Annotated in this window: 13 protein-coding genes; 3 read left to right on the forward strand and 10 right to left on the reverse strand. The window is 64.1% G+C overall.

Going from position 1 to position 17,330, the window contains the following annotated elements; all coding sequences use genetic code 11:
* Nucleotides 1-81: 81 nt before the first annotated feature.
* Nucleotides 82-2,076 carry an alginate lyase family protein gene (locus tag WBG82_RS02420; protein ID WP_424420911.1) on the reverse strand — a complete coding sequence of 665 codons (1,995 nt, stop codon included), beginning with the start codon at nt 2,074-2,076 and terminating at the stop codon, nt 82-84.
* Between the two features lie 30 nt (nt 2,077-2,106).
* On the reverse strand, nt 2,107-4,290 hold the full coding sequence (locus WBG82_RS02425; RefSeq protein ID WP_424420914.1) for a bi-domain-containing oxidoreductase: 2,184 nt from the start codon (nt 4,288-4,290) through the stop codon (nt 2,107-2,109).
* A 388-nt stretch (nt 4,291-4,678) separates the two neighbouring features.
* On the opposite strand from WBG82_RS02425, the gene WBG82_RS02430 reads away from it, so the two are divergent.
* Nucleotides 4,679-6,124, forward strand: a complete 1,446-nt coding sequence (locus WBG82_RS02430) for a hypothetical protein (RefSeq protein WP_424420916.1) — start codon at nt 4,679-4,681, stop codon at nt 6,122-6,124.
* A 103-nt stretch (nt 6,125-6,227) separates the two neighbouring features.
* Here the strand turns inward: WBG82_RS02430 and WBG82_RS02435 are convergent, their stop codons facing one another.
* Nucleotides 6,228-6,680, reverse strand: a complete 453-nt coding sequence (locus WBG82_RS02435; protein WP_424420918.1) for a transposase — start codon at nt 6,678-6,680, stop codon at nt 6,228-6,230.
* Between the two features lie 245 nt (nt 6,681-6,925).
* Between WBG82_RS02435 and WBG82_RS02440 the strand changes: the two genes are divergently transcribed.
* On the forward strand, nt 6,926-8,635 hold the full coding sequence (locus WBG82_RS02440) for a methyl-accepting chemotaxis protein (RefSeq protein WP_424420920.1): 1,710 nt from the start codon (nt 6,926-6,928) through the stop codon (nt 8,633-8,635).
* 76 nt (nt 8,636-8,711) lie between these two features.
* Here WBG82_RS02440 and WBG82_RS02445 read toward each other — a convergent pair whose 3' ends face one another.
* From WBG82_RS02445 to WBG82_RS02460, 4 genes are all read right to left on the reverse strand, one after another.
* Nucleotides 8,712-9,857 (reverse strand): FUSC family protein, encoded by a 1,146-nt coding sequence (locus WBG82_RS02445; RefSeq protein ID WP_424420922.1) that lies wholly within the window; start codon nt 9,855-9,857, stop codon nt 8,712-8,714.
* Between the two features lie 151 nt (nt 9,858-10,008).
* Nucleotides 10,009-10,278, reverse strand: coding sequence for a hypothetical protein (locus WBG82_RS02450; protein WP_424420924.1), 270 nt, complete (start codon nt 10,276-10,278; stop codon nt 10,009-10,011).
* Nucleotides 10,279-10,368: 90 nt separating this feature from the next.
* Entirely contained in the window at nt 10,369-11,079 is a 711-nt protein-coding gene (locus WBG82_RS02455) for a fumarylacetoacetate hydrolase family protein (protein ID WP_424420926.1), read from the reverse strand.
* A 63-nt stretch (nt 11,080-11,142) separates the two neighbouring features.
* The gene (locus tag WBG82_RS02460) at nt 11,143-11,658 is read right to left on the reverse strand and encodes a hypothetical protein (protein ID WP_324300992.1); all 516 of its coding nucleotides are present in this window, start codon (nt 11,656-11,658) and stop codon (nt 11,143-11,145) included.
* A 250-nt stretch (nt 11,659-11,908) separates the two neighbouring features.
* Here WBG82_RS02460 and WBG82_RS02465 point away from each other — a divergent pair, with 250 nt between their 5' ends.
* Complete coding sequence (locus WBG82_RS02465) at nt 11,909-12,073, forward strand: hypothetical protein (RefSeq protein ID WP_424420929.1); 165 nt, start codon at nt 11,909-11,911, stop codon at nt 12,071-12,073.
* Here the strand turns inward: WBG82_RS02465 and WBG82_RS02470 are convergent.
* The 3 genes from WBG82_RS02470 to WBG82_RS02480 are packed head-to-tail and all read right to left on the reverse strand — an operon-like array spanning nt 12,040 to nt 17,304.
* Entirely contained in the window at nt 12,040-12,708 is a 669-nt protein-coding gene (locus WBG82_RS02470; RefSeq protein ID WP_424420931.1) for a TetR/AcrR family transcriptional regulator, read from the reverse strand. The genes WBG82_RS02465 and WBG82_RS02470 overlap by 34 nt on opposite strands.
* The gene (adeC, locus tag WBG82_RS02475) at nt 12,705-14,147 is read right to left on the reverse strand and encodes an AdeC/AdeK/OprM family multidrug efflux complex outer membrane factor (protein ID WP_424420934.1); all 1,443 of its coding nucleotides are present in this window, start codon (nt 14,145-14,147) and stop codon (nt 12,705-12,707) included. The genes WBG82_RS02470 and adeC overlap by 4 nt, the downstream gene beginning before the upstream one ends.
* Nucleotides 14,148-14,163: 16 nt before the next feature.
* Nucleotides 14,164-17,304, reverse strand: a complete 3,141-nt coding sequence (locus tag WBG82_RS02480; protein WP_424420937.1) for an efflux RND transporter permease subunit — start codon at nt 17,302-17,304, stop codon at nt 14,164-14,166.
* Nucleotides 17,305-17,330 lie beyond the last annotated feature (26 nt).

Raw genomic sequence — 17,330 nt, forward strand, 5'->3', positions numbered from 1 at the left:
CCTCCCCCAGATTTCAAGCCCGCCACCCTGAAGGATGCACGGAACGTCCCGACAAAGGGATCGCGCTATTCCGTCTCTCGTTCAATCAGAAATATGGATGGATGCCGAGAGTTTTGCATCCGCTCCGGACCGGCCGCTGCCGACGAGAACGCCAGTGGGCATCAGACGATCATAGGATGGCGAATACCAGCCGAGAGGCGGACTCTCCTCCCCTCGCACCAGCGCCCAGTCGAGATCCGGCGGAAGGTCGATGACCGCCCGACCGGCGCCGGCCTGCGTGTTCCAGCGCAGTTCGGCGCGCGCTCCATTCAGTACACAGACGATATCGGGATGCATATGGAACATCATGCGGCAGGCGACCGGATGGCGCGCTTCGATTTCATCCTCGATGACGAAGGACGATGCACTTCTGTCGAATGTGATACGGCGGCGGTGAAGCGCGCGCGCCGGTATCCGCAAATACCCCTCATGTTCTCCCAATGCCATCGCCTTGCGCGATGGCTCGTCGAGCCCGGACGCATCGAGAAGCCTCGCCCCGGCGTGATCCGTCCAAAGGAAGGCGCCGCCGGAAACCGACTGGTCGCATCCAGCAAGCTCGAGCGTGTTATGCGCCGCCGTCGAACGGAAATAGCCGCGCCACTCTGATGCGGCATGATAATTATACGTCCCCGGATCGACAAGCACGGGCTGGCTTCCCACGCGCAGCTCGAATGAAAGCGCATCGGCATGACCATGCGCGGCGATCGAGAGATAGCCGAGCGGCCCCGCATCGAACGCGCAGTAGATTTCCTGCCCGGCCGGCGTCGCGCCGCGCAAGATCACAAGTCCCGCATCGCGCGCGAGCGCCATTCGCGGCCTCTGCCGGTCGCCCTCCATCGCGCGGCCCGAGGCGCGGATCAGCGATTGCTGGATCGTCGAGCGCAAGGGCGCAGGCCCGCCGCGCGGCCACCAGCAAGCCTCGCCACTGAGCGCGGCCCCCGTCGCCAGCAGATCGGCCCAGCGGTCGTAATCCGGCGCATCGAGCAGCAATGCGTGTGCGTCGTCGCCATCGCCCTGGCGCGGCGGCTGACCCGCGCAATCGGCAAGCGCGGCCAATGCCTCGCACATGCGGCGGATCGCGGACCACACATTCTCCGCCAGGGGCCTGCCGGCAAGATCGCCCTCGAGCGCCGCCGCAAGCGCCGCCTCCAGCACAAACCCATGATATTCGGAGGCAAGTTCGCGGTTCAGCCCGCTCGCAAATGTCTGCCTTGGCACCTCGCGCTCGAGTATGTGTGTGGCCTTCTCTCGCCAGCTTTTCGTTTCCTCGAACCAGGGCATCGCGCAGGCCGCGACGAAAAGCCCCGCCGCTTCAAGGATGAGATGGTTGTTGGCCGAGGAACCATGGCTGAAGCGGCGCGACAGCAGCCATTGATGTTCATGAAGACGCTGCAGGAAGAGCGGATTCCCCTCGAATGCCGCCGCCGCGCCGCTCCAGCCCGACAGGAGCCGCCGCGCCCACACGAACGAGATGAGCCGCACCCCGATCTCGATGCCGCTCTGCCAGTGCACGCCATGAAGAAAGGGATTCGCGCGGCACCAGGATGCGATCTGATCTGCGGCGAAGACCGCATATTTCTCATCGCCCGTGAGCCAGTAAGCCGCCGCGCAGACCGTTGTGTGATGATGGCGCGAAAGCTCCCACACATATTTGATGTCGAATGTGCCAGCGCCGCGCCGCGCGAAGGAATAGCTGTCGGCGTGGGCGCGCGCCCCATGTCTGGCGTCGAGATGCCAGTCGACCGAAGTGCCGAGATCTTTTCGTTCGATGGAGAATTGCGGCCATTGGCCCGCCAGAAGCCGATCGGCGCTTGCGATCACGCGAGCGCGGACAGGTGCGTCCACCGCCTCTGCCAGCCCGTAAGGCAGGCCGGATCGAAACGATGGCGGGTCGGCAAGGATGCGCGCTTCGGGCGCCGCCTGGCGCCTGAAGAACCGGCGCCGCCATCGGTATTCGAGTCCCGCGTCGCGAAAGCGCAGGACGATCTCCTGCGCGGACATGGCGCGCGCCCGCTTAAGATACCAGCGGAAATCCATGGCGCCTCTGGACGGAGTTCGAAAGCAGCTTCATGACACGTCGTGCCGCTCGCCGCATATTATATCCGCGACGGAGAACGGACGGCCGAGAGCGATGCTTCGCTCGGCGGCGAGAGTAACCGCCGTCGTTTCGACGAGTGACGTGAACGGCACCGGCATGTCGGTTCCGTCGCGCAAGGCGGCCACGAAAGCGAGCATCTGATCCTTCTGCCCCTTGTCCGCCGCCATCGCACGGAAGACCTTGCGCTTGCCGCGCCGCCAGACTTCGCCGGTCTGGAAGTTGTCGAGCTTCGCCGTCATGCCATGACCCGCGACCTCGATCAGCTCCTTCGGATAGCGCGGATCGCCGCCGGTCATATAGGAAATGACCGCCGACGCGCCGTTATCGTAGGTGATCGTCGCGGCGACATTGTCCGCATCGACACCCACGCTGACCGCCGAGGCGGAGACGGGTCGCGCGCCGAACCACCAGGATGCCGTATCGACGAAATGACATCCCTCGCCGACGAAACGCCCGCCCTGCCGCGCACGATCGGCGTGCCAGCTCGCCGGATCGAGCGCACCCGCATTGATCCGGTAGTGCAGGAACTGCGCGTCGTCGAAGCCGCCAAAGGCCGCCCTCATCTTGCGCAACAAGGGCGAGAAGCGCCGGTTGAATCCGACCATGAGGCGCGTGTTGCTGCTTTCCTCCGCCGCCTGCACGACCTTCTGCAACCCCTCTGCCGTGATCGCCAGAGGCTTTTCCACGAAGACCGCTTTCCCTGCGCGAAGCGCCCTTGCGACGAGATCCGCATGAGAGCCGTGCGGCGTCAGCACCATCACGGCATCGATGTCCGCATCGTCGAACACGCGCGCCGGATCGGTCGACATGCTGGCAAAGCCGAATTTCGCCGCCGCATTGGCGCCCGAAAGCGGCGTCGTCGTCACGACCTCGGCAAGCTCGACATCGGCGCGACCCTTCAGATGCGGCAGGAGCATGCTGCTCGCATAATTGCCGCAGCCGATCACGCCGAGGCGAAGCCGCGGCTTTCCCGCTCTTGCCGGCGCCTTCCTAAGCTCCAGCATGCGGGTCTTCGGCGCTGCGTCCGGATAGCGAAAGAGAACGCCTATGCCCCTCGATCGCCCGGCATTCATGTCCTCATAGACAGCGACAGCCTCATCGAAAGGATGAATGCTCGAAATCAGAGGCGAAAGATCAAGCCGCCCTTGCGCGATCAGATCGAGAAACGATGCCATGTTCCGCTTTTCGGTCCAGCGCACATAGCCGATCGGATAATCGATGCCCTGCTCCTCATAGATCGGATCGTAACGGCCGGGGCCATAGGAACGCGAGAAGCGGAATTCGAGTTCCTTCTGCGAATATTCCGCCCACGGCAGATCGGCGCGGCACTTGCCTACATCCACGATGCGGCCCCGGTCGCGCGAAAGTTCGCCCGCGAGTTCCACCGGCTCGTTGCTGTCGCCGCCCGCCGTGATGAATATGCAATCCGCGCCCGCGCCGGAAGTCGCGCGGCGCAGCGCCTCGACGAACCCCTCGAACTCTGCCCCGCCCTTCGTCGCGCAGGCGGCAGCGCCGCCTTCCATCGCCAGGCGGCAGCGTTCGGCATCAATATCGATACCGAAGGCATGAACGCCCGCCGCGCGCAGAATGCGGACGAGTATCTGCCCGAGCAAACCGAGGCCGATCACCACCGCCGTTTCGCCGAGGCCGATCTCCGCCTGCCGGAAACCCTGCATGGCGATGGCGCCAACAGTGGCGAATGCCGCCTGCTCGTCAGACACATTGTCGGGAATGGCGACGCAAAGATTGACGGGAACCCAGTTGAACTCGGCATGGAGCGCGAACTGATTGCCGCCACAGGCGACACGCTGGCCTGCGCGGAAGCCATCGACCTCGGCCCCCACATCCGCGATGACGCCCGCGAGCGAATAGCCGAGCGGCGTATAGGAATCGAGCCTGTTGGCGATCTTCTGATAGGTGGCGAGCGGCCCCTGCTGCGAAAGCGTCTGCAGCACCTTGCGCACCTGATCCGGCCGCGCCTTCGCCTTGCCGAGAAGCGACAGCTTGCTCTCCGCGACCTTCATCAGCTCAGTGCCGGCGGAGATCGCCGAATATGAACTGCGCACAAGCACACCACCCGCCTTCGTGGCCGGAACCGGCACATCGAGCAGCGTCAGGCTCCCGTCGCGATATTTCTGAGCGATGATTTTCATGCCCCCGCCATTCTCCAGTTACGCCAAGCCTGGGCATCAAGCCAGCCTTTCTCCCGCCGCTCCCTTCAGGCCTGCGCGCAAACATCTATCGCCTCCTCACCGAATGAATGAGCGCGCTCATCAGCGCACCCCCTTTTCATTGCATCCGGCGAAGTCCGTCGATAGGCGTTTCTAACCCACGAGGCAAGGAGCATGCACTAAACATTCGCTTCACATCCAGTATTTGTTTCGCGCTGTCGGGCGAGCCGCAAGCCGGATCATAGTGGCGCTTATCATGTGCGCTGAAAGCCATTCGTGATATAAGCAGCGACCTTCGATCCCCAGAAAGAGATCGCTCCGGGCCTATGGTTTCTTGCTCTCATTTCGGATAGCGGACACACCTCTCACGATGCGTAGCGCCGAGGACTTCCTCTATCCCCTTTTGCAAACCTACGTGAACTCTCCTCAATGGGTCAAAACGCTGACTGGCGGCTTTTATGGTCTGCTGCCAATGAACATTCGATATGGATCAAAATTCGGCCGATATCTGGAAGAAGCGCGAATCACCGAGCCTCAGCGTATAGAGAGCCTGAAGAAAACGAAATTGATCGATACGCTGACGATCGCCCTCGGATCGGTCCCTGCCTATCAAGGCTTCCGTCATCTTCTAAAGCACGTACCGGACGACCCCTTCGGCGTGTTGAAGGAACTTCCGCTCGTCGACAAGGCTGACATCCGCCGGAACATCAATGACTTCATTTCCGCGGGGGCGCCCGCGAGCCGGAGAATAGAGGTTCACACGGGCGGCTCGCTCGCCACGCCGATGAAGTTCTATATCGAGAAGCATGTCGGCCGCCCCAGGGAAGCCGCCTATTTTGAGGCCTATGAGCAGCGCGTCCCTCATTCATCCCGGGAAGTGGCGCTTTATCTCCGTGGGCGGAACATCCCCGGGATCGCGAAGGAGAGCGCCTGGAGCGCCTACGATCCGACGCGGCGGTTTCTTCTGATGAGCTCGGATCACCTCAAGCCCGAATATATGCCTCGTTACATTGACGAGCTTCGCAGATACAAGCCGAGCCTCATCAAGAGCTTTCCTTCTTCTCTCTATCCCATAGCCCGCTGGCTTGAACAGCACCCGGAGCCGGAAATCACCGGACGCGTAAAGGCAATTTTCCTGAGCTCGGAGACCGTCTACGAGTTTCAGTTGAGACTGTTCCGTCGCGTATTCGATTGCCCCGTCCTGTCTCACTACGGGCTTTCGGAACGCGTGCTCCTTTCCAGCTCCATGCCGGACGACGACCGGCAGTTCTTCTGGCCGCTATATGGACATCTGGAGCTGGTGGACGATCAGGGGCAGCACATCAGTGAACCGGGAAGGATCGGGGAGATTGTCGGAACGGGCTTCGACAATGCGGTCATGCCTCTCATCCGCTATCGCACGGGCGACTCCGGCGCCTATAGCGCCCGACCAGCTCACCCCGCACTGCCGGGTTTTCCGGTTCTCGACCGGATCGAAGGCCGTCTCCAGGAATTCGTCGTGACGCGAGATCACCGTCTCGTCTCGGTATGCACGCTGGGGGCCGCTCACTTCGAAGGTCTCGATGATGTGGAAGAAATGCAATATGCGCAAAGTGAGCCCGGCAAGGTGACGATCCGCGTGACCGCTCAGGTCCCGCTGACGTCCGAATTCAAAAGTCGTTTCGCCGGCGCTGTAAGGGCGAAGATGCTCGACGCATGCGACGTCGAGGTCGTTCAGGTGGATGAGATGAGCCGCTCCGCTATCGGCAAGAGGAGCATGATCGAACAGAAGCTCGATCTCTCCGGATATTCCCTCCACTCGTCCATCAACCAGTGACACCGCGCTTCTGAAACCCCGCGCGCGGCTGCTGCCTCGCACAAGCAAGGCACGATCGGGTACCTGCAAATCCTGCATCCGTGACAGCTCCGGGCGCGTTGATCTAGGTATCGGCACCCCGGTCGCCCTGTGCAGCGCGGCCCGCCCCCCGGCACAGGCGGCGAAGCATGTCGTCGAAGTCGCGGGCGCGGTCGAGATCCGCCCCCTTCAGCCGCTGGGCGAGAGCCCAGGCCGTCTTGTAGGAAATGCCGAGCCACTTCTCGATCTCCCTGATCGAGGCCGGCGGCTTCTTCACATAAAGCAGGTGGATGGCCAGGAACCATTTGTCGAGCGGCACATGCGAGCCGTGGAAGACGGTTCCGACCGTCGCCGTGAACTGTCGGCGGCACCGGCCGCATTTGTAGAGGCCCGGCCGATGGCTCGCGCCCTTCAGCGCATAGAGCCGCTTCCCCTCGCCGCAATGCGGGCAGACGGCCCCTCGCATCCAGACAATGGCTTCAAGCTTCTCACGCGCGACGCTCTCATTCCAGCACCACGACGGCACGCTCCCGTCCAAGCGGCCTCTCCACTACGCAACAGATGACTTGTCTCTTGGGGTTTTAAAGTACATAGCCTTTTTTCTTAGGTATACAGACAAAAACGTCAGTTTTACTGTATCGCCCAAGCTTATTTTTCATAATTTAAGAAAAAAGACATCGCTTTTATTTCGGCGTAAACCCTTTGTTAGAAAACCCCGGTTTTATGATGGACGGCAGGATCAGCAGTGGCCTGATCATTTCAGCCGGGGACGGGATTAGTGTGATGGCTTTGGATTTGTCGAACTTTCGTATCGTGACGAAACTGCTGCTGCTCATCGGTGTGATGACGGCCGTGGTCGCCACTGTTGCAGTCACCGGCTATACCGGGCTCGACCGCGTGTCGGATGGAATTTCGGATGTGAGGCTCGGGGGAACGGAAATGCTCCTCGGCGCCCGGGCGCGACAAAACGTCATCGCCATGAGCCGTTCCGTCTATCATGTGGCGGCCAACCCGTCGGCCGCGAACGTCGAAGACGCGCGGAGCAAGATTTCCGAAGCGCGCACGCAGTTCGCCGAACGCACCCGCCAGCTCGAGGATACGGCCGACGAGACGCAGAAGAGCCTGCTCAGCCGAATCCGGTCAGCTTATGACCACTATTCGGCCGGAATCGACGCGACGCTCACGCTGGCGGACAGGCTCAGCGGCAACATCGACAATGACGAGTACCGCAACCAGATTCTCGGGGCCGTTCGGGAAGACCGCCAGCGCGTTGACGCGCTCGAGGAGGTTCTTCTCGCTTTCGGCACCCATACCGACGACGCGGCGACGAAGACGGAGGCGGAAGCCTCCAGCACGGCGCATGCAGCGCAGCGGCTGATGCTGATCGTCGCCTCGATGGGCATCGTCGGTGGCGCGCTCATCGGCTATCTGATCGCGCGCTTCACCATTGCAGCTCCCATCGCCCAATCGGTCACGGCGCTCCAGCAGCTTGCCGATGGACGGATCGAGACGGTCATTCCGGGCGTCGGCCGCGGCGACGAGATCGGCGACATCGCCACGACAATGGAGACTTTCAAGTCGAACCTCATCCGCAATCGCGAGATGGAAGCCGAAGCCCAGGAGAAGGCGCGCCTCGAGGCGGAAAAGCTCGAAAGGCTCGTCAGGCTGACCGCCGATTTCGATTCGCGCGCCAGCGGCGTCGTCAACGCGGTGTCGAGCGCGGCGACCGAGCTTCAGGCGACCGCCGTTCAGCTTGCGTCCGCCGTCGAGGAAACGTCGAACCAGAGCGCGGCCGTCGCCGCCAGCGCCACGCAGGCCAATGGCAACGTCCAGACCGTCGCCGCCGCGGCCGAGGAACTCTCCAGCGCCATCCGCGAAGTGACGCAGCAGGTGAGCGATGCGAGCGCCAAGTGCAACACGACGTCCACCGGCGCGTCCGATGCCGAGCACGAGCTCGACGATCTGATGCGCGCCATCAACCAGGTCGGCGAGATCATCGACGCGATCAACGCCGTCGCGGACCAGACCAACCTGCTCGCGCTCAATGCAACCATCGAGGCGGCACGAGCGGGCGAGGCCGGCAAGGGCTTTGCCGTGGTCGCGGCCGAGGTCAAGCAGCTCGCTACCCAGACGAAGCAGATGACGCAGTCGATCATCGACACCGTTTCGGCCGTCAAGGCGTCCTCCGATCGCGCCTTCAAGGCGACCCATGCGGTCATCTCCCAGATCGGCGAGATCGACGCGGCGACCGCGAGCATGGCGGCAGCCCTCGAGCAGCAGAGCGCGGCGACCGGCGAAATCAGCCGCAGCGCGCAGGAAGCCGCCGTCGGCACGGATGCGGTGACGGACAATATCGGCTCGGTGCAGACAGCCGCAACGCAGACGGGCCAGGCTGCCGAAAATGTCCGCACGGCCTCCGACGATCTCGCGCGCCAGTCCGAGACGCTGAAGTCCGAAGTCGCGCGCTTCCTTCAGGACGTCCGCGCCGCCTGAGACGTTTCCGCGCCACCCCGCGGAAACTCTGCGTCCCGGCTGCAAGCGGAAGCGCGGCAGCCGGGACGCCCCATTTTCAGATGCCGCCTTTCGGACGGGCGGGTAACACGAATTCGGCAAGCCGGTTGCGCAGGTCCGGCACCTCGCGCCGCAACTCTTCGAAGGCGAAGCCGAGAGTGAAAAGGCTTCCCGCCGCCTGGGGTCCGAATTGCTCGAGCAGTCCCTCGCCGCGCAAACGCTGAAGCGCCGACGCGAAGTCGTCGAGCGCCGCGATCATCTCATCGGAGAATGGCGGCACTGTGCGCCCCTTGGCCGACGCGGCAAGCGCCACCAGTTCCGCATCGAGCGTCCGGCCGATGCGGGCGAGCGGCGCGCCGAGCCGTTCGAGCACGGGCGCGGGTAGAGGCGTGGCGCTGGCCCGGCCGACAAGAATGAAATCGTGTCTGAGGCGCCTGAGCGTGCGGAGCAAGGGATCGGGATCGTCCGATTCCGTCAGCAGCGCGGCTCGCTCGCGCTGCGCATCGTCGCCCGATGCCTCGGCGGCGGCGACCGCCGCGCGGATACGGTCGTTGACCGACTGAAGCCTCGCCCCCATGGTCGAGGCGTCGCCCGCGCCGGTCAGGCTTTCCAGTTCGAGTTTCCAGACATCTCCCAGCAGCGCGATGAGGCGGCTCGCGTGCTCGGCAAGATCGGAATGGGCCCGGGCGGGCAGCACGAGCAGCGCCACCGCCACGCTGATGACACCGCCGAGTATGATTTCCATCACGCGCTCGACCGCGAGCCAGAAGGCGGGCTCCTGGCCCGTGCGGCTCAGAATAACGATGATCGCCCTGACCGGCGCGACCTTGAACCTCGGATGGCTTGCGGCGAGAAATCCGAGCGGCCCGAGCACGCATGCCAGCATGAGAGCTTCGGGAAGAAGGTCATGCGTCACCACAAGCGTCGCGAGGAAGCCCACCAGGGCGCCCGCTATCGTGCCGACAAGCCGGTCCGCCGCCGCCTTGAGCGAGCTTCCGACATTGTTCTGCATCACGATCACGGCCGAAAACAGGACCCAGTAGCCCTGCGGCAGCCCGAGCAGGCCCGCGATGAGAAATGAGAGGAAGCCCGCCGTCATCATGCGGACCGCGAAACGCAACTGCGCCTGCCTGCCCGCCACCGACTGAAGGGCCGCGCCCCAGCGCAATGGGTTCCCGGGATTGCTCCGACCTGCGTGCCACATTCGCGCTCCGATCTACCGCCGGGATGAATATGGAAACGAGCGCCAGCGCGAGGCCGGGGGGCGCCGGCCCCGCATCGCCCATCCTAGAGCGCGGGCCGCGCCCGGGTGAGCGGTTTTGGCGGCCGCCTCCCCGCCGGCCTTCCGCCGCAGCTCAGAGGATCGCCGACACGCTCGTCGTGCCGGAGGCCGAGGAAACGCTTGCTCGCAGCTTGCAGGGACCGAGCGCGAAACCGCCGACGCCCTTCTGCGCGAAGGTCACGGCGGGGCCGACGGCGAACCAGTTCGCGCCATCGGGGCTCGCCTCCAGCGTGACGGTCGCGCCGCCGAACGTGCCCCACGCCCAGAAGGTGCCAGTGCCGCCCGTCCATTCGACCGGCGCCGAGGCGCCATTCGCCGTCGCGCCATTCAAGATCGTAGCCATATCTCCATCCTCGCATTGCGGCGCCATGGCGCCCGTTGATCCGGGGCCAGTCTGGCGCAGCATTGCGCGGCGGGGATAAATCGCGAGGCGCTATTCCGCCGCGCCGATCAGGAGGGCGATGGTGCCGACGCCTTCAATGGTCCCTTCGAGGCGGTCGCCGGGCCGGACCGGGCCGACACCTTCCGGCGTGCCGGTGAAAATCAGATCGCCGGGCATGAGGTGATAGAAGCGCGAAAGATGCGCGATCAATGCAGGCACCGGATGAACGAGGAAGCTCAGATCCGATGATTGCCGCACCTCGCCATTGACGGCGAGTTCGATCCTGCCCTTCGCGGGATGGCCGACCGAAGCGGCGGGTGCGATTTCGGAGAGGACGGCGGAATTCTCGAAATCCTTAGCGAGATCCCAGGGCCGCTGTCTCTCGCGAAGCGCCGATTGCAGATCGCGCCGCGTCATATCGAGCCCGCAGGCATAGCCGAAGACATGATCGAGCGCCGCTTCGGGCGCGATGCGGAAGCCTGGCTTTCCGATGGCGACGACAAGTTCCATCTCGTGATGGAAATTGTCCGTACCCGGCGGATATGGGATCGTCGCGCCGGACGCCACATAATCATGCGCCGACTTGTTGAAATAGAAAGGCGCCTCGCGGTCGGCGACATCGCCCATCTCGCGGGCATGAGCCTCGTAGTTCCGGCCGACGCAGAAGATGCGGCGCAGCGGAAACATCTCGGCCCGTCCCCGCACCGGCACGGCGACCGGCGGGGGCGGGCTGAAAACATATTCGGTCACTTTTATTGTCACTGGGGCTGCCTCCTCGCGATTCATGCCCCAATTTACGCCAGCTTCGGGCAGCGCGTGACCTCTTTAGTTGACCACCCTCCAGGCGCCGTCCTCGCCGAGGCAGGCCGTGCCATAGCCCTGCTGGAACCGGCCGCCGACATTGATCGTCGACTGGTACTCGCGGCAATACTGGCCGGAGTCCGTCCGGTAGACGTCCGAAGCGGGATAGGCCTCGATCGGCGCCTGGCCGTAATAGGAAGCCGGCGGCGGCGCATAGACCGTGCTGGGCGGCGGCGTGTAATAGGAAGGCTGTGGCTGCGACATCAGAGCCGCGCCGAGAAGAAGGCCGACACCGGCCGCGACCGCAATGGCCGCGCCGTCGTCGCGATCGCGGTGCCGGTCGTAGCCGCCATGGCCGCGCCAGCCGCCGCGATCATAGCCGCGATCGTAGCCGCGTCCGCCATCCCATCCCCAGCCCTGGGGCCGGTGCCCGTGCCGGCCATCCGCCAGAGCGGGCGCCATCGGCAGCGCGGCCGAGGTGAGAGCGACGAGCGCAAGCACGGCCGCCTTCTTGCGAATGGTCTTCGGGGAATTCGTCATGATCGCCTCCGTCGCGGGGCGGCAGGACGGCGAACCTTCGCCATCGCCACGCGCCTCATGTTGCGAGAGGGATAGCAGGCCGCGCCTGAATGGCGGATGAACGGTGCGGGTCCGGGGAGCGTCCCGATGCCGCCCCGATTGCGCCCGCAAATGGCCCCAATTCATTCAGCGCCAGTTCAAGCGCGCATTGGCAATCTCGATCCCGTCGCGCATGCCGGGCCGTATCCGGCGCGCGGAAAGGAGAACGATCATGCCGAGACTCGCCGACATTGCATTGATGCTTCTTGCCGTCATCGTGCTCATCGGCTGTCTTGTCGAGGAGCGCCAGCGGCGGAAGCTGCGGCTGCGCGAGCCCGCGATCGGACGGGCGCGCGCCCGGCTTCACGCCGAGGGAGATTTCTCCGCCGCCCGGTAAACCTTCATGAAGCTCGCGATCACCCGCTCGACATGCTGGTCGATCCCGGCGCGTGTCAGGTTCAGCGGCAGGCCGCAGATCTGGCGCATCTGATAGTGATGGAAGAGCATGGCGAGCAAAGTCGCCGCGGCCTCGTCCGGATCGTCGATGCTGAGCACCCCGGTCCAGAAATCCTTGCGCAGAAATCCCGCGATCATGCGCTGGGCGGCGGCGGGGCCCGCATTGTAGAAGTCGACGCCGATCTCGGGAAACTGCACAGCCTCAGCCGCGATGAGGCGCATCAGCGAGCCGCCTTCCTCGGCGAAGGCTTCCTCGACGAAGCGCGTCGCGAAGGCGCGCAGCGTCTCCTCCGGTGGCAGGCCGGACGGAATTTCGCTTTCCAGAAACTCGAAGAACTCCGCGCATTCCTTCTCGATCATGGCGCGAAAGAGCCCAGCCTTGCCGCCGAAGAGTTCATAAAGCGTCGCAAGAGAGCCGCCGGACACCTTGACGATATCGGTCAGGTTGGTCGCGCCGTAGCCCCTTTCGAGGAAGAGCGCATTGGCCGCTTCGAGAATGGCGCGCTGCCTGACCTCGCGCCGGCTCGGCTTCTTCGGCCGCTCGGCTTTCTTCTCCGCGCCACTGACCATCATCATTCTCTTTCAGCCTCCATCCGGTCGAGGCCACCACCGAGAACCTTGTAGAGGGTGACGAGATTGTTCAGGCGTCCAAGCTCGATGCCGATGAGAGCCTGCTGCGCTCCGTACAGGGAGCGTTGCGCATCGAGCACATTGAGATAGCTGTCGATACCCTTGTCATAGCGAAGCTTCGCCAGCCTGTGGCTTTCATCCGCGGCGGCGACGAGCGCGGCCTGCGCCTTGGCCTGATCCTCGAATGTGCCGCGCCCGGCGAGCGCATCCGCGACCTCGCGGAAAGCGATCTGGATCGTCTTTTCATATTGGGCGACGCCAATATCCCTTTGCGCTTTCGCCGCATCGAGATTGGCCTGGTTCCGCCCCGCGTCGAAAATCGGCAGGCTGATCGCGGGCGAAAAGAGCCAGGCGCCCGTTCCCGCGGCGAAGAGATCGGAAAGCGCGTTGCTTGCCGTGCCGCCGTTCGCGGTCAGGGTGATGTTCGGAAAGAAGGCCGCGCGCGCGGCGCCGATATTCGCATTGGCCGCCTTCAGCCTGTGCTCCGCCTCGCGAATATCGGGCCTGCGTTGCAGGAGATCGGAGGGAAGGCCCGCCGGGAGATCAGCGACGAAACTTTCCACGCCCACCATCGCACCATCCGGCAGGGCGGCATCGTCGAGCGGCGCGCCGACGAGAAGCGCGAGCGCGTTCCGGTCCTGAGCCACCTGCCGCAGATAGAGCGCGCGATTGACGCGCGCCGTCTCGACCGAGGTTTGCGCCTGAGCTAGATCGAGCCTGGAGGCGACGCCTCTCTCATAGCTTCTGCCGATCAGCCGGAACGATTCTTCCTGCGTCGCCAGCGTTTCTTCCGTCAGCGCAAGAAGCTGCCGATCCGCCTGCAAGGTGAGCCACGCATTGGCGACCTCGGCGATGAGCGAAATCTCCACGGCGTCGCGCGCCTCGGCGGTGGCGAAATACTCCTCCAGCGCCGTGTTCCGCAGGCTTCGCACGCGGCCGAAAAGATCGACCTCATAGGCCGCGATGCCGCCCTGCACTGCATATTGCGATGTCGTCATCGCCTGCCCCGTCGCCGAGAGCGAGGCGGGCGTGCGCGCCCGCGTGCCTGACGCATCGGCTGTGAGGTTCGGTACGAGGGCCGCGCGCTCGATGCGATATTGCGCCCTCGCCTGCTCGATGTTGAGTGCGGCAACGCGCAGGTCGCGATTGTTCCGAAGCGCCGTTTCGATGACGCGCTGCAAGGGTTCGTAGCGGAAGAACTCGCGCCAGCCGAGATCGGCCATGAGCCGGCCATCCAGCTTTCGGGTCGCCGCCGCGCCATCATAAGCGGGTCCCGAAGGCCAGGCCGCCGGCACCGGCGCTTCCGGGCGCGCGTAATCGGGCTCGAGCGAGCATCCGGCGAGAAGGAGCGCGGAAGAAAGCGCGGGGATCAGGATTTTTTTCATCGCGTGCAATCCTCGCTCATCCAATATCCGCCTGCGGGGCCGCCGCGCCTGCGTTCTTCCGCCTGCGCTCGACGACGCGCTGCACGGCGACGAAGAAGAGCGGGACGAAGAAGATGGCGAGAATCGTGGCGGAGATCATGCCGCCCATGACGCCCGTGCCGATGGCATTCTGGCTGCCGGAGCCTGCTCCCGTGCTCGTCGCCAGCGGCGAGACGCCGAGAATGAAGGCGAGCGACGTCATCAGGATCGGACGCAGGCGGAGCTTCGCCGCCGCCATCGTCGCCTCGACGAGGTCGGTTCCCTTCTCGTAGAGGCTCTTTGCGAATTCGACGATGAGGATCGCATTCTTCGAGGCAAGGCCGATGGTAGTGAGGAGGCCGACCTGGAAGTAGACGTCGTTCGAGAAACCGCGCAGCGTCGCCGCAAGGACAGCGCCGATGATGCCGAGCGGCACGACGAGAAGAACAGCAACGGGGATCGACCAGCTTTCATAAAGCGCCGCGAGACACAGGAACACGAAGAGGATCGACAGCGCATAGAGCGCGGGCGCCTGCTGGCCCGCGAGCCTCTCCTCATAGGACAGGCCCGTCCACTCGAAGCCGAAGCCTTCTGGCAGCTTCTCCGCGAGCCGCTCCATCGCGGCCATGGCCTCGCCCGAGCTTCTGCCGGGCGCGGCCGAACCCATGATCTCCGCCGACGAGGCGCCGTTATAGCGTTCAAGGCGCGGCGAGCCGTAGGTCCATCGCGTCGTCGCGAAGGAGGAGAAGGGCACCATGTCTCCCGAAGCGTTTCTTACATACCATCGGCCGATGTCTTCGGGCAGCATGCGGAAGGGCGCATCCGCTTGCAGATAGACCTTCTTGACGCGCCCCTGCTCGATGAAGTCGTTCACATAGGCCGAGCCCCAGGCGGCGCCCAGCGTGGCGTTGATGTCGTTGAGCGAGAGGCCGAGAGCGGCCGCCTTCTCATGATCGACATCGATACGGAATTGCTGCGTATCGTCGAGGCCGTTCGGACGCACCGCCATCAGCACCGGGTCTTGCGACGCCATGCCGAGAAGCTGGTTGCGAGCTTCCATGAGTTTTTCATGACCGAGCCCGGCACGATCTACGAGCTGGAAGTCGAAGCCGGACGCATTGCCGAGTTCGAGAATGGCCGGCGGCACGAAGGCGAAAGCCATCGCATCGCGCAAGCCCCCGAAGACATGCATCGCACGCTCGGCAACCGCAAAGGCCGATTGGCTCGATGATTTGCGTTCCTCGAAAGGCCGCAGATTGATGAAGGCCATGCCCGCATTCTGCGCCTGACCAGCGAAGTTGAAGCCGACGACGGAGAACATCGCCTCGATGCTGTCCTTCTCCTCGACGAGGAAGTGATGCTCCAGCAGCTTCATGGTTTCGAGCGTGCGTTCCGCCGTCGCGCCGGGCGGCGTCGTGACCATCGCCATCATGAAGCCCTGATCCTCCTCCGGCAGGAACGAGGTCGGCAGGCGCATGAAAAGCACGCCGAGCACCAGAACGATGGCGCCATAGATGACCGCATAGCGCCCCATGCGGCCGAGGATGTTTCTCACCGCGCCTTCATAACGCTTCGCGCCGCGATCGAAGGTTCGGTTGAACCAGCCGAAGAAGCCGCGCTTCGCCACGCCATGGTTCTTAACCGGCTTCAGGATGGTCGCGCAGAGCGCGGGCGTCAGCACCAGCGCGACGATGACCGAGAGCACCATGGCGGACACCATGGTCATCGAGAACTGGCGGTAGATCGCGCCGGTCGAGCCGGGGAAGAAGGCCATTGGAACGAGAACGGCGGAAAGAACGAGCGCGATGCCGATCAGCGCGCCCGTGATCTGGCCCATCGACTTGCGTGTGGCCTCTCTCGGCGGCAGGCCCTCCTCCGTCATGATGCGTTCGACGTTTTCCACCACGACGATCGCGTCATCGACGAGAAGGCCAATGGCGAGCACCATGCCGAACATGGTGAGCGTGTTGATGGAGAAGCCGAAGGCGGAGAGCAGGCCGAAAGTACCGAGCAGAACGACGGGAACGGCGATCGCGGGAATGAGCGTCGCGCGGATGTTCTGCAGGAAAAGGAACATGACGAGCACGACCAGCACCACCGCCTCGGCGAGCGTCTTGACGACTTCCTCGATCGAGAGGCGGACGAAGGGCGTCGTGTCATAGGGGAACCTCGCTTCGAGCCCCTTCGGGAAGAAGGGCGCGAGTTCCGCGACGCGCGCGCGCACCGCATCGGAGGTGGTGAGCGCGTTCGCGCCCGTGGCGAGCATCACCGCAAAGCCTGCCGACGGCGTCGCGTTGAAGCGGCTGATGGAGCCGTAATTCTCCGAGCCGAGTTCGATGCGGGCGACATCCTTCAGCCGGACCTGCGACCCGTCCTTGTTGACGCGCAGCAGAATGTTGCCGAATTCCTCGGGCGTTTCGAGGCGCGTCTGCGCGATGATGGTGGCGTTGATCTGCTGTCCGGGCACGGCAGGCAGAGCGCCGAGCTGGCCCGCCGAAATCTCCGCATTCTGCGCCTTGACGGCGGCGACGATATCGGTCGTCGTCAGCGCATAGCTCTTGAGCTTGTTGGGGTCGAGCCAGAGCCGCATCGCATGCTGGGGAGCGAAGAGCTGAAGCTCGCCCACGCCGTTCACGCGGCTGATCGGGTCGCGCAGGTTCGAGGCGACATAGTCCGCGATCTCGTCCTCGCTCATGCTGCCATCGGTCGAGATGAAGGCGACCACCATGACGAAGTTGCGCGCGGCCTTCGCCACCGTGACGCCCTGCTGCTGCACCTCGAGGGGAAGCAGCGGCAGTGCCGACTGCAACTTGTTCTGGACCTGCACCTGCGCGATATCGGGATCGGCGCCGGGGTCAAAGGTGAGCGTCACATTGACCATGCCCGACGACTGGCTCGTCGAGGAGATGTAACGCAGATGGTCGACGCCGTTCATCTTCTGCTCGATGACCTGCGTGACCGTATCTTCGAGCGTCTTTGCGGAGGCGCCCGGATAGACGGCGGTGATCGTGACCGAGGGCGGCGCGATCGATGGATATTGCTCGATCGGCAGGCGGAGGATCGACAATGCGCCCGCGATCATGATCACGATGGCGATCACCCAGGCGAAGACGGGACGGTCGATGAAGAAATTGGCCATGAGGAAATTGCGCCTTGCTCGGCCCC

Origin of the sequence: Parvibaculum sp., from assembly GCF_049671045.1 — a bacterium.
GTDB lineage: Bacteria > Pseudomonadota > Alphaproteobacteria > Parvibaculales > Parvibaculaceae > Parvibaculum.

What these genes read in the sequence shown, in the direction of transcription:
- WBG82_RS02425 (WP_424420914.1), bottom strand. Translation starts at nt 4,290, where the DNA reads ATGAAAATCATCGCTCAGAAATATCGCGACGGGAGCCTGACGCTGCTC.
- WBG82_RS02420 (WP_424420911.1), bottom strand. Translation starts at nt 2,076, where the DNA reads ATGGATTTCCGCTGGTATCTTAAGCGGGCGCGCGCCATGTCCGCGCAG.
- WBG82_RS02470 (WP_424420931.1), bottom strand. Translation starts at nt 12,708, where the DNA reads ATGATGATGGTCAGTGGCGCGGAGAAGAAAGCCGAGCGGCCGAAGAAG.
- WBG82_RS02480 (WP_424420937.1), bottom strand. Translation starts at nt 17,304, where the DNA reads ATGGCCAATTTCTTCATCGACCGTCCCGTCTTCGCCTGGGTGATCGCC.
- WBG82_RS02460 (WP_324300992.1), bottom strand. Translation starts at nt 11,658, where the DNA reads ATGACGAATTCCCCGAAGACCATTCGCAAGAAGGCGGCCGTGCTTGCG.
- adeC (WP_424420934.1), bottom strand. Translation starts at nt 14,147, where the DNA reads ATGAAAAAAATCCTGATCCCCGCGCTTTCTTCCGCGCTCCTTCTCGCC.
- WBG82_RS02450 (WP_424420924.1), bottom strand. Translation starts at nt 10,278, where the DNA reads ATGGCTACGATCTTGAATGGCGCGACGGCGAATGGCGCCTCGGCGCCG.
- WBG82_RS02430 (WP_424420916.1), top strand. Translation starts at nt 4,679, where the DNA reads ATGCGTAGCGCCGAGGACTTCCTCTATCCCCTTTTGCAAACCTACGTG.
- WBG82_RS02440 (WP_424420920.1), top strand. Translation starts at nt 6,926, where the DNA reads ATGGCTTTGGATTTGTCGAACTTTCGTATCGTGACGAAACTGCTGCTG.
- WBG82_RS02445 (WP_424420922.1), bottom strand. Translation starts at nt 9,857, where the DNA reads ATGTGGCACGCAGGTCGGAGCAATCCCGGGAACCCATTGCGCTGGGGC.
- WBG82_RS02465 (WP_424420929.1), top strand. Translation starts at nt 11,909, where the DNA reads ATGCCGAGACTCGCCGACATTGCATTGATGCTTCTTGCCGTCATCGTG.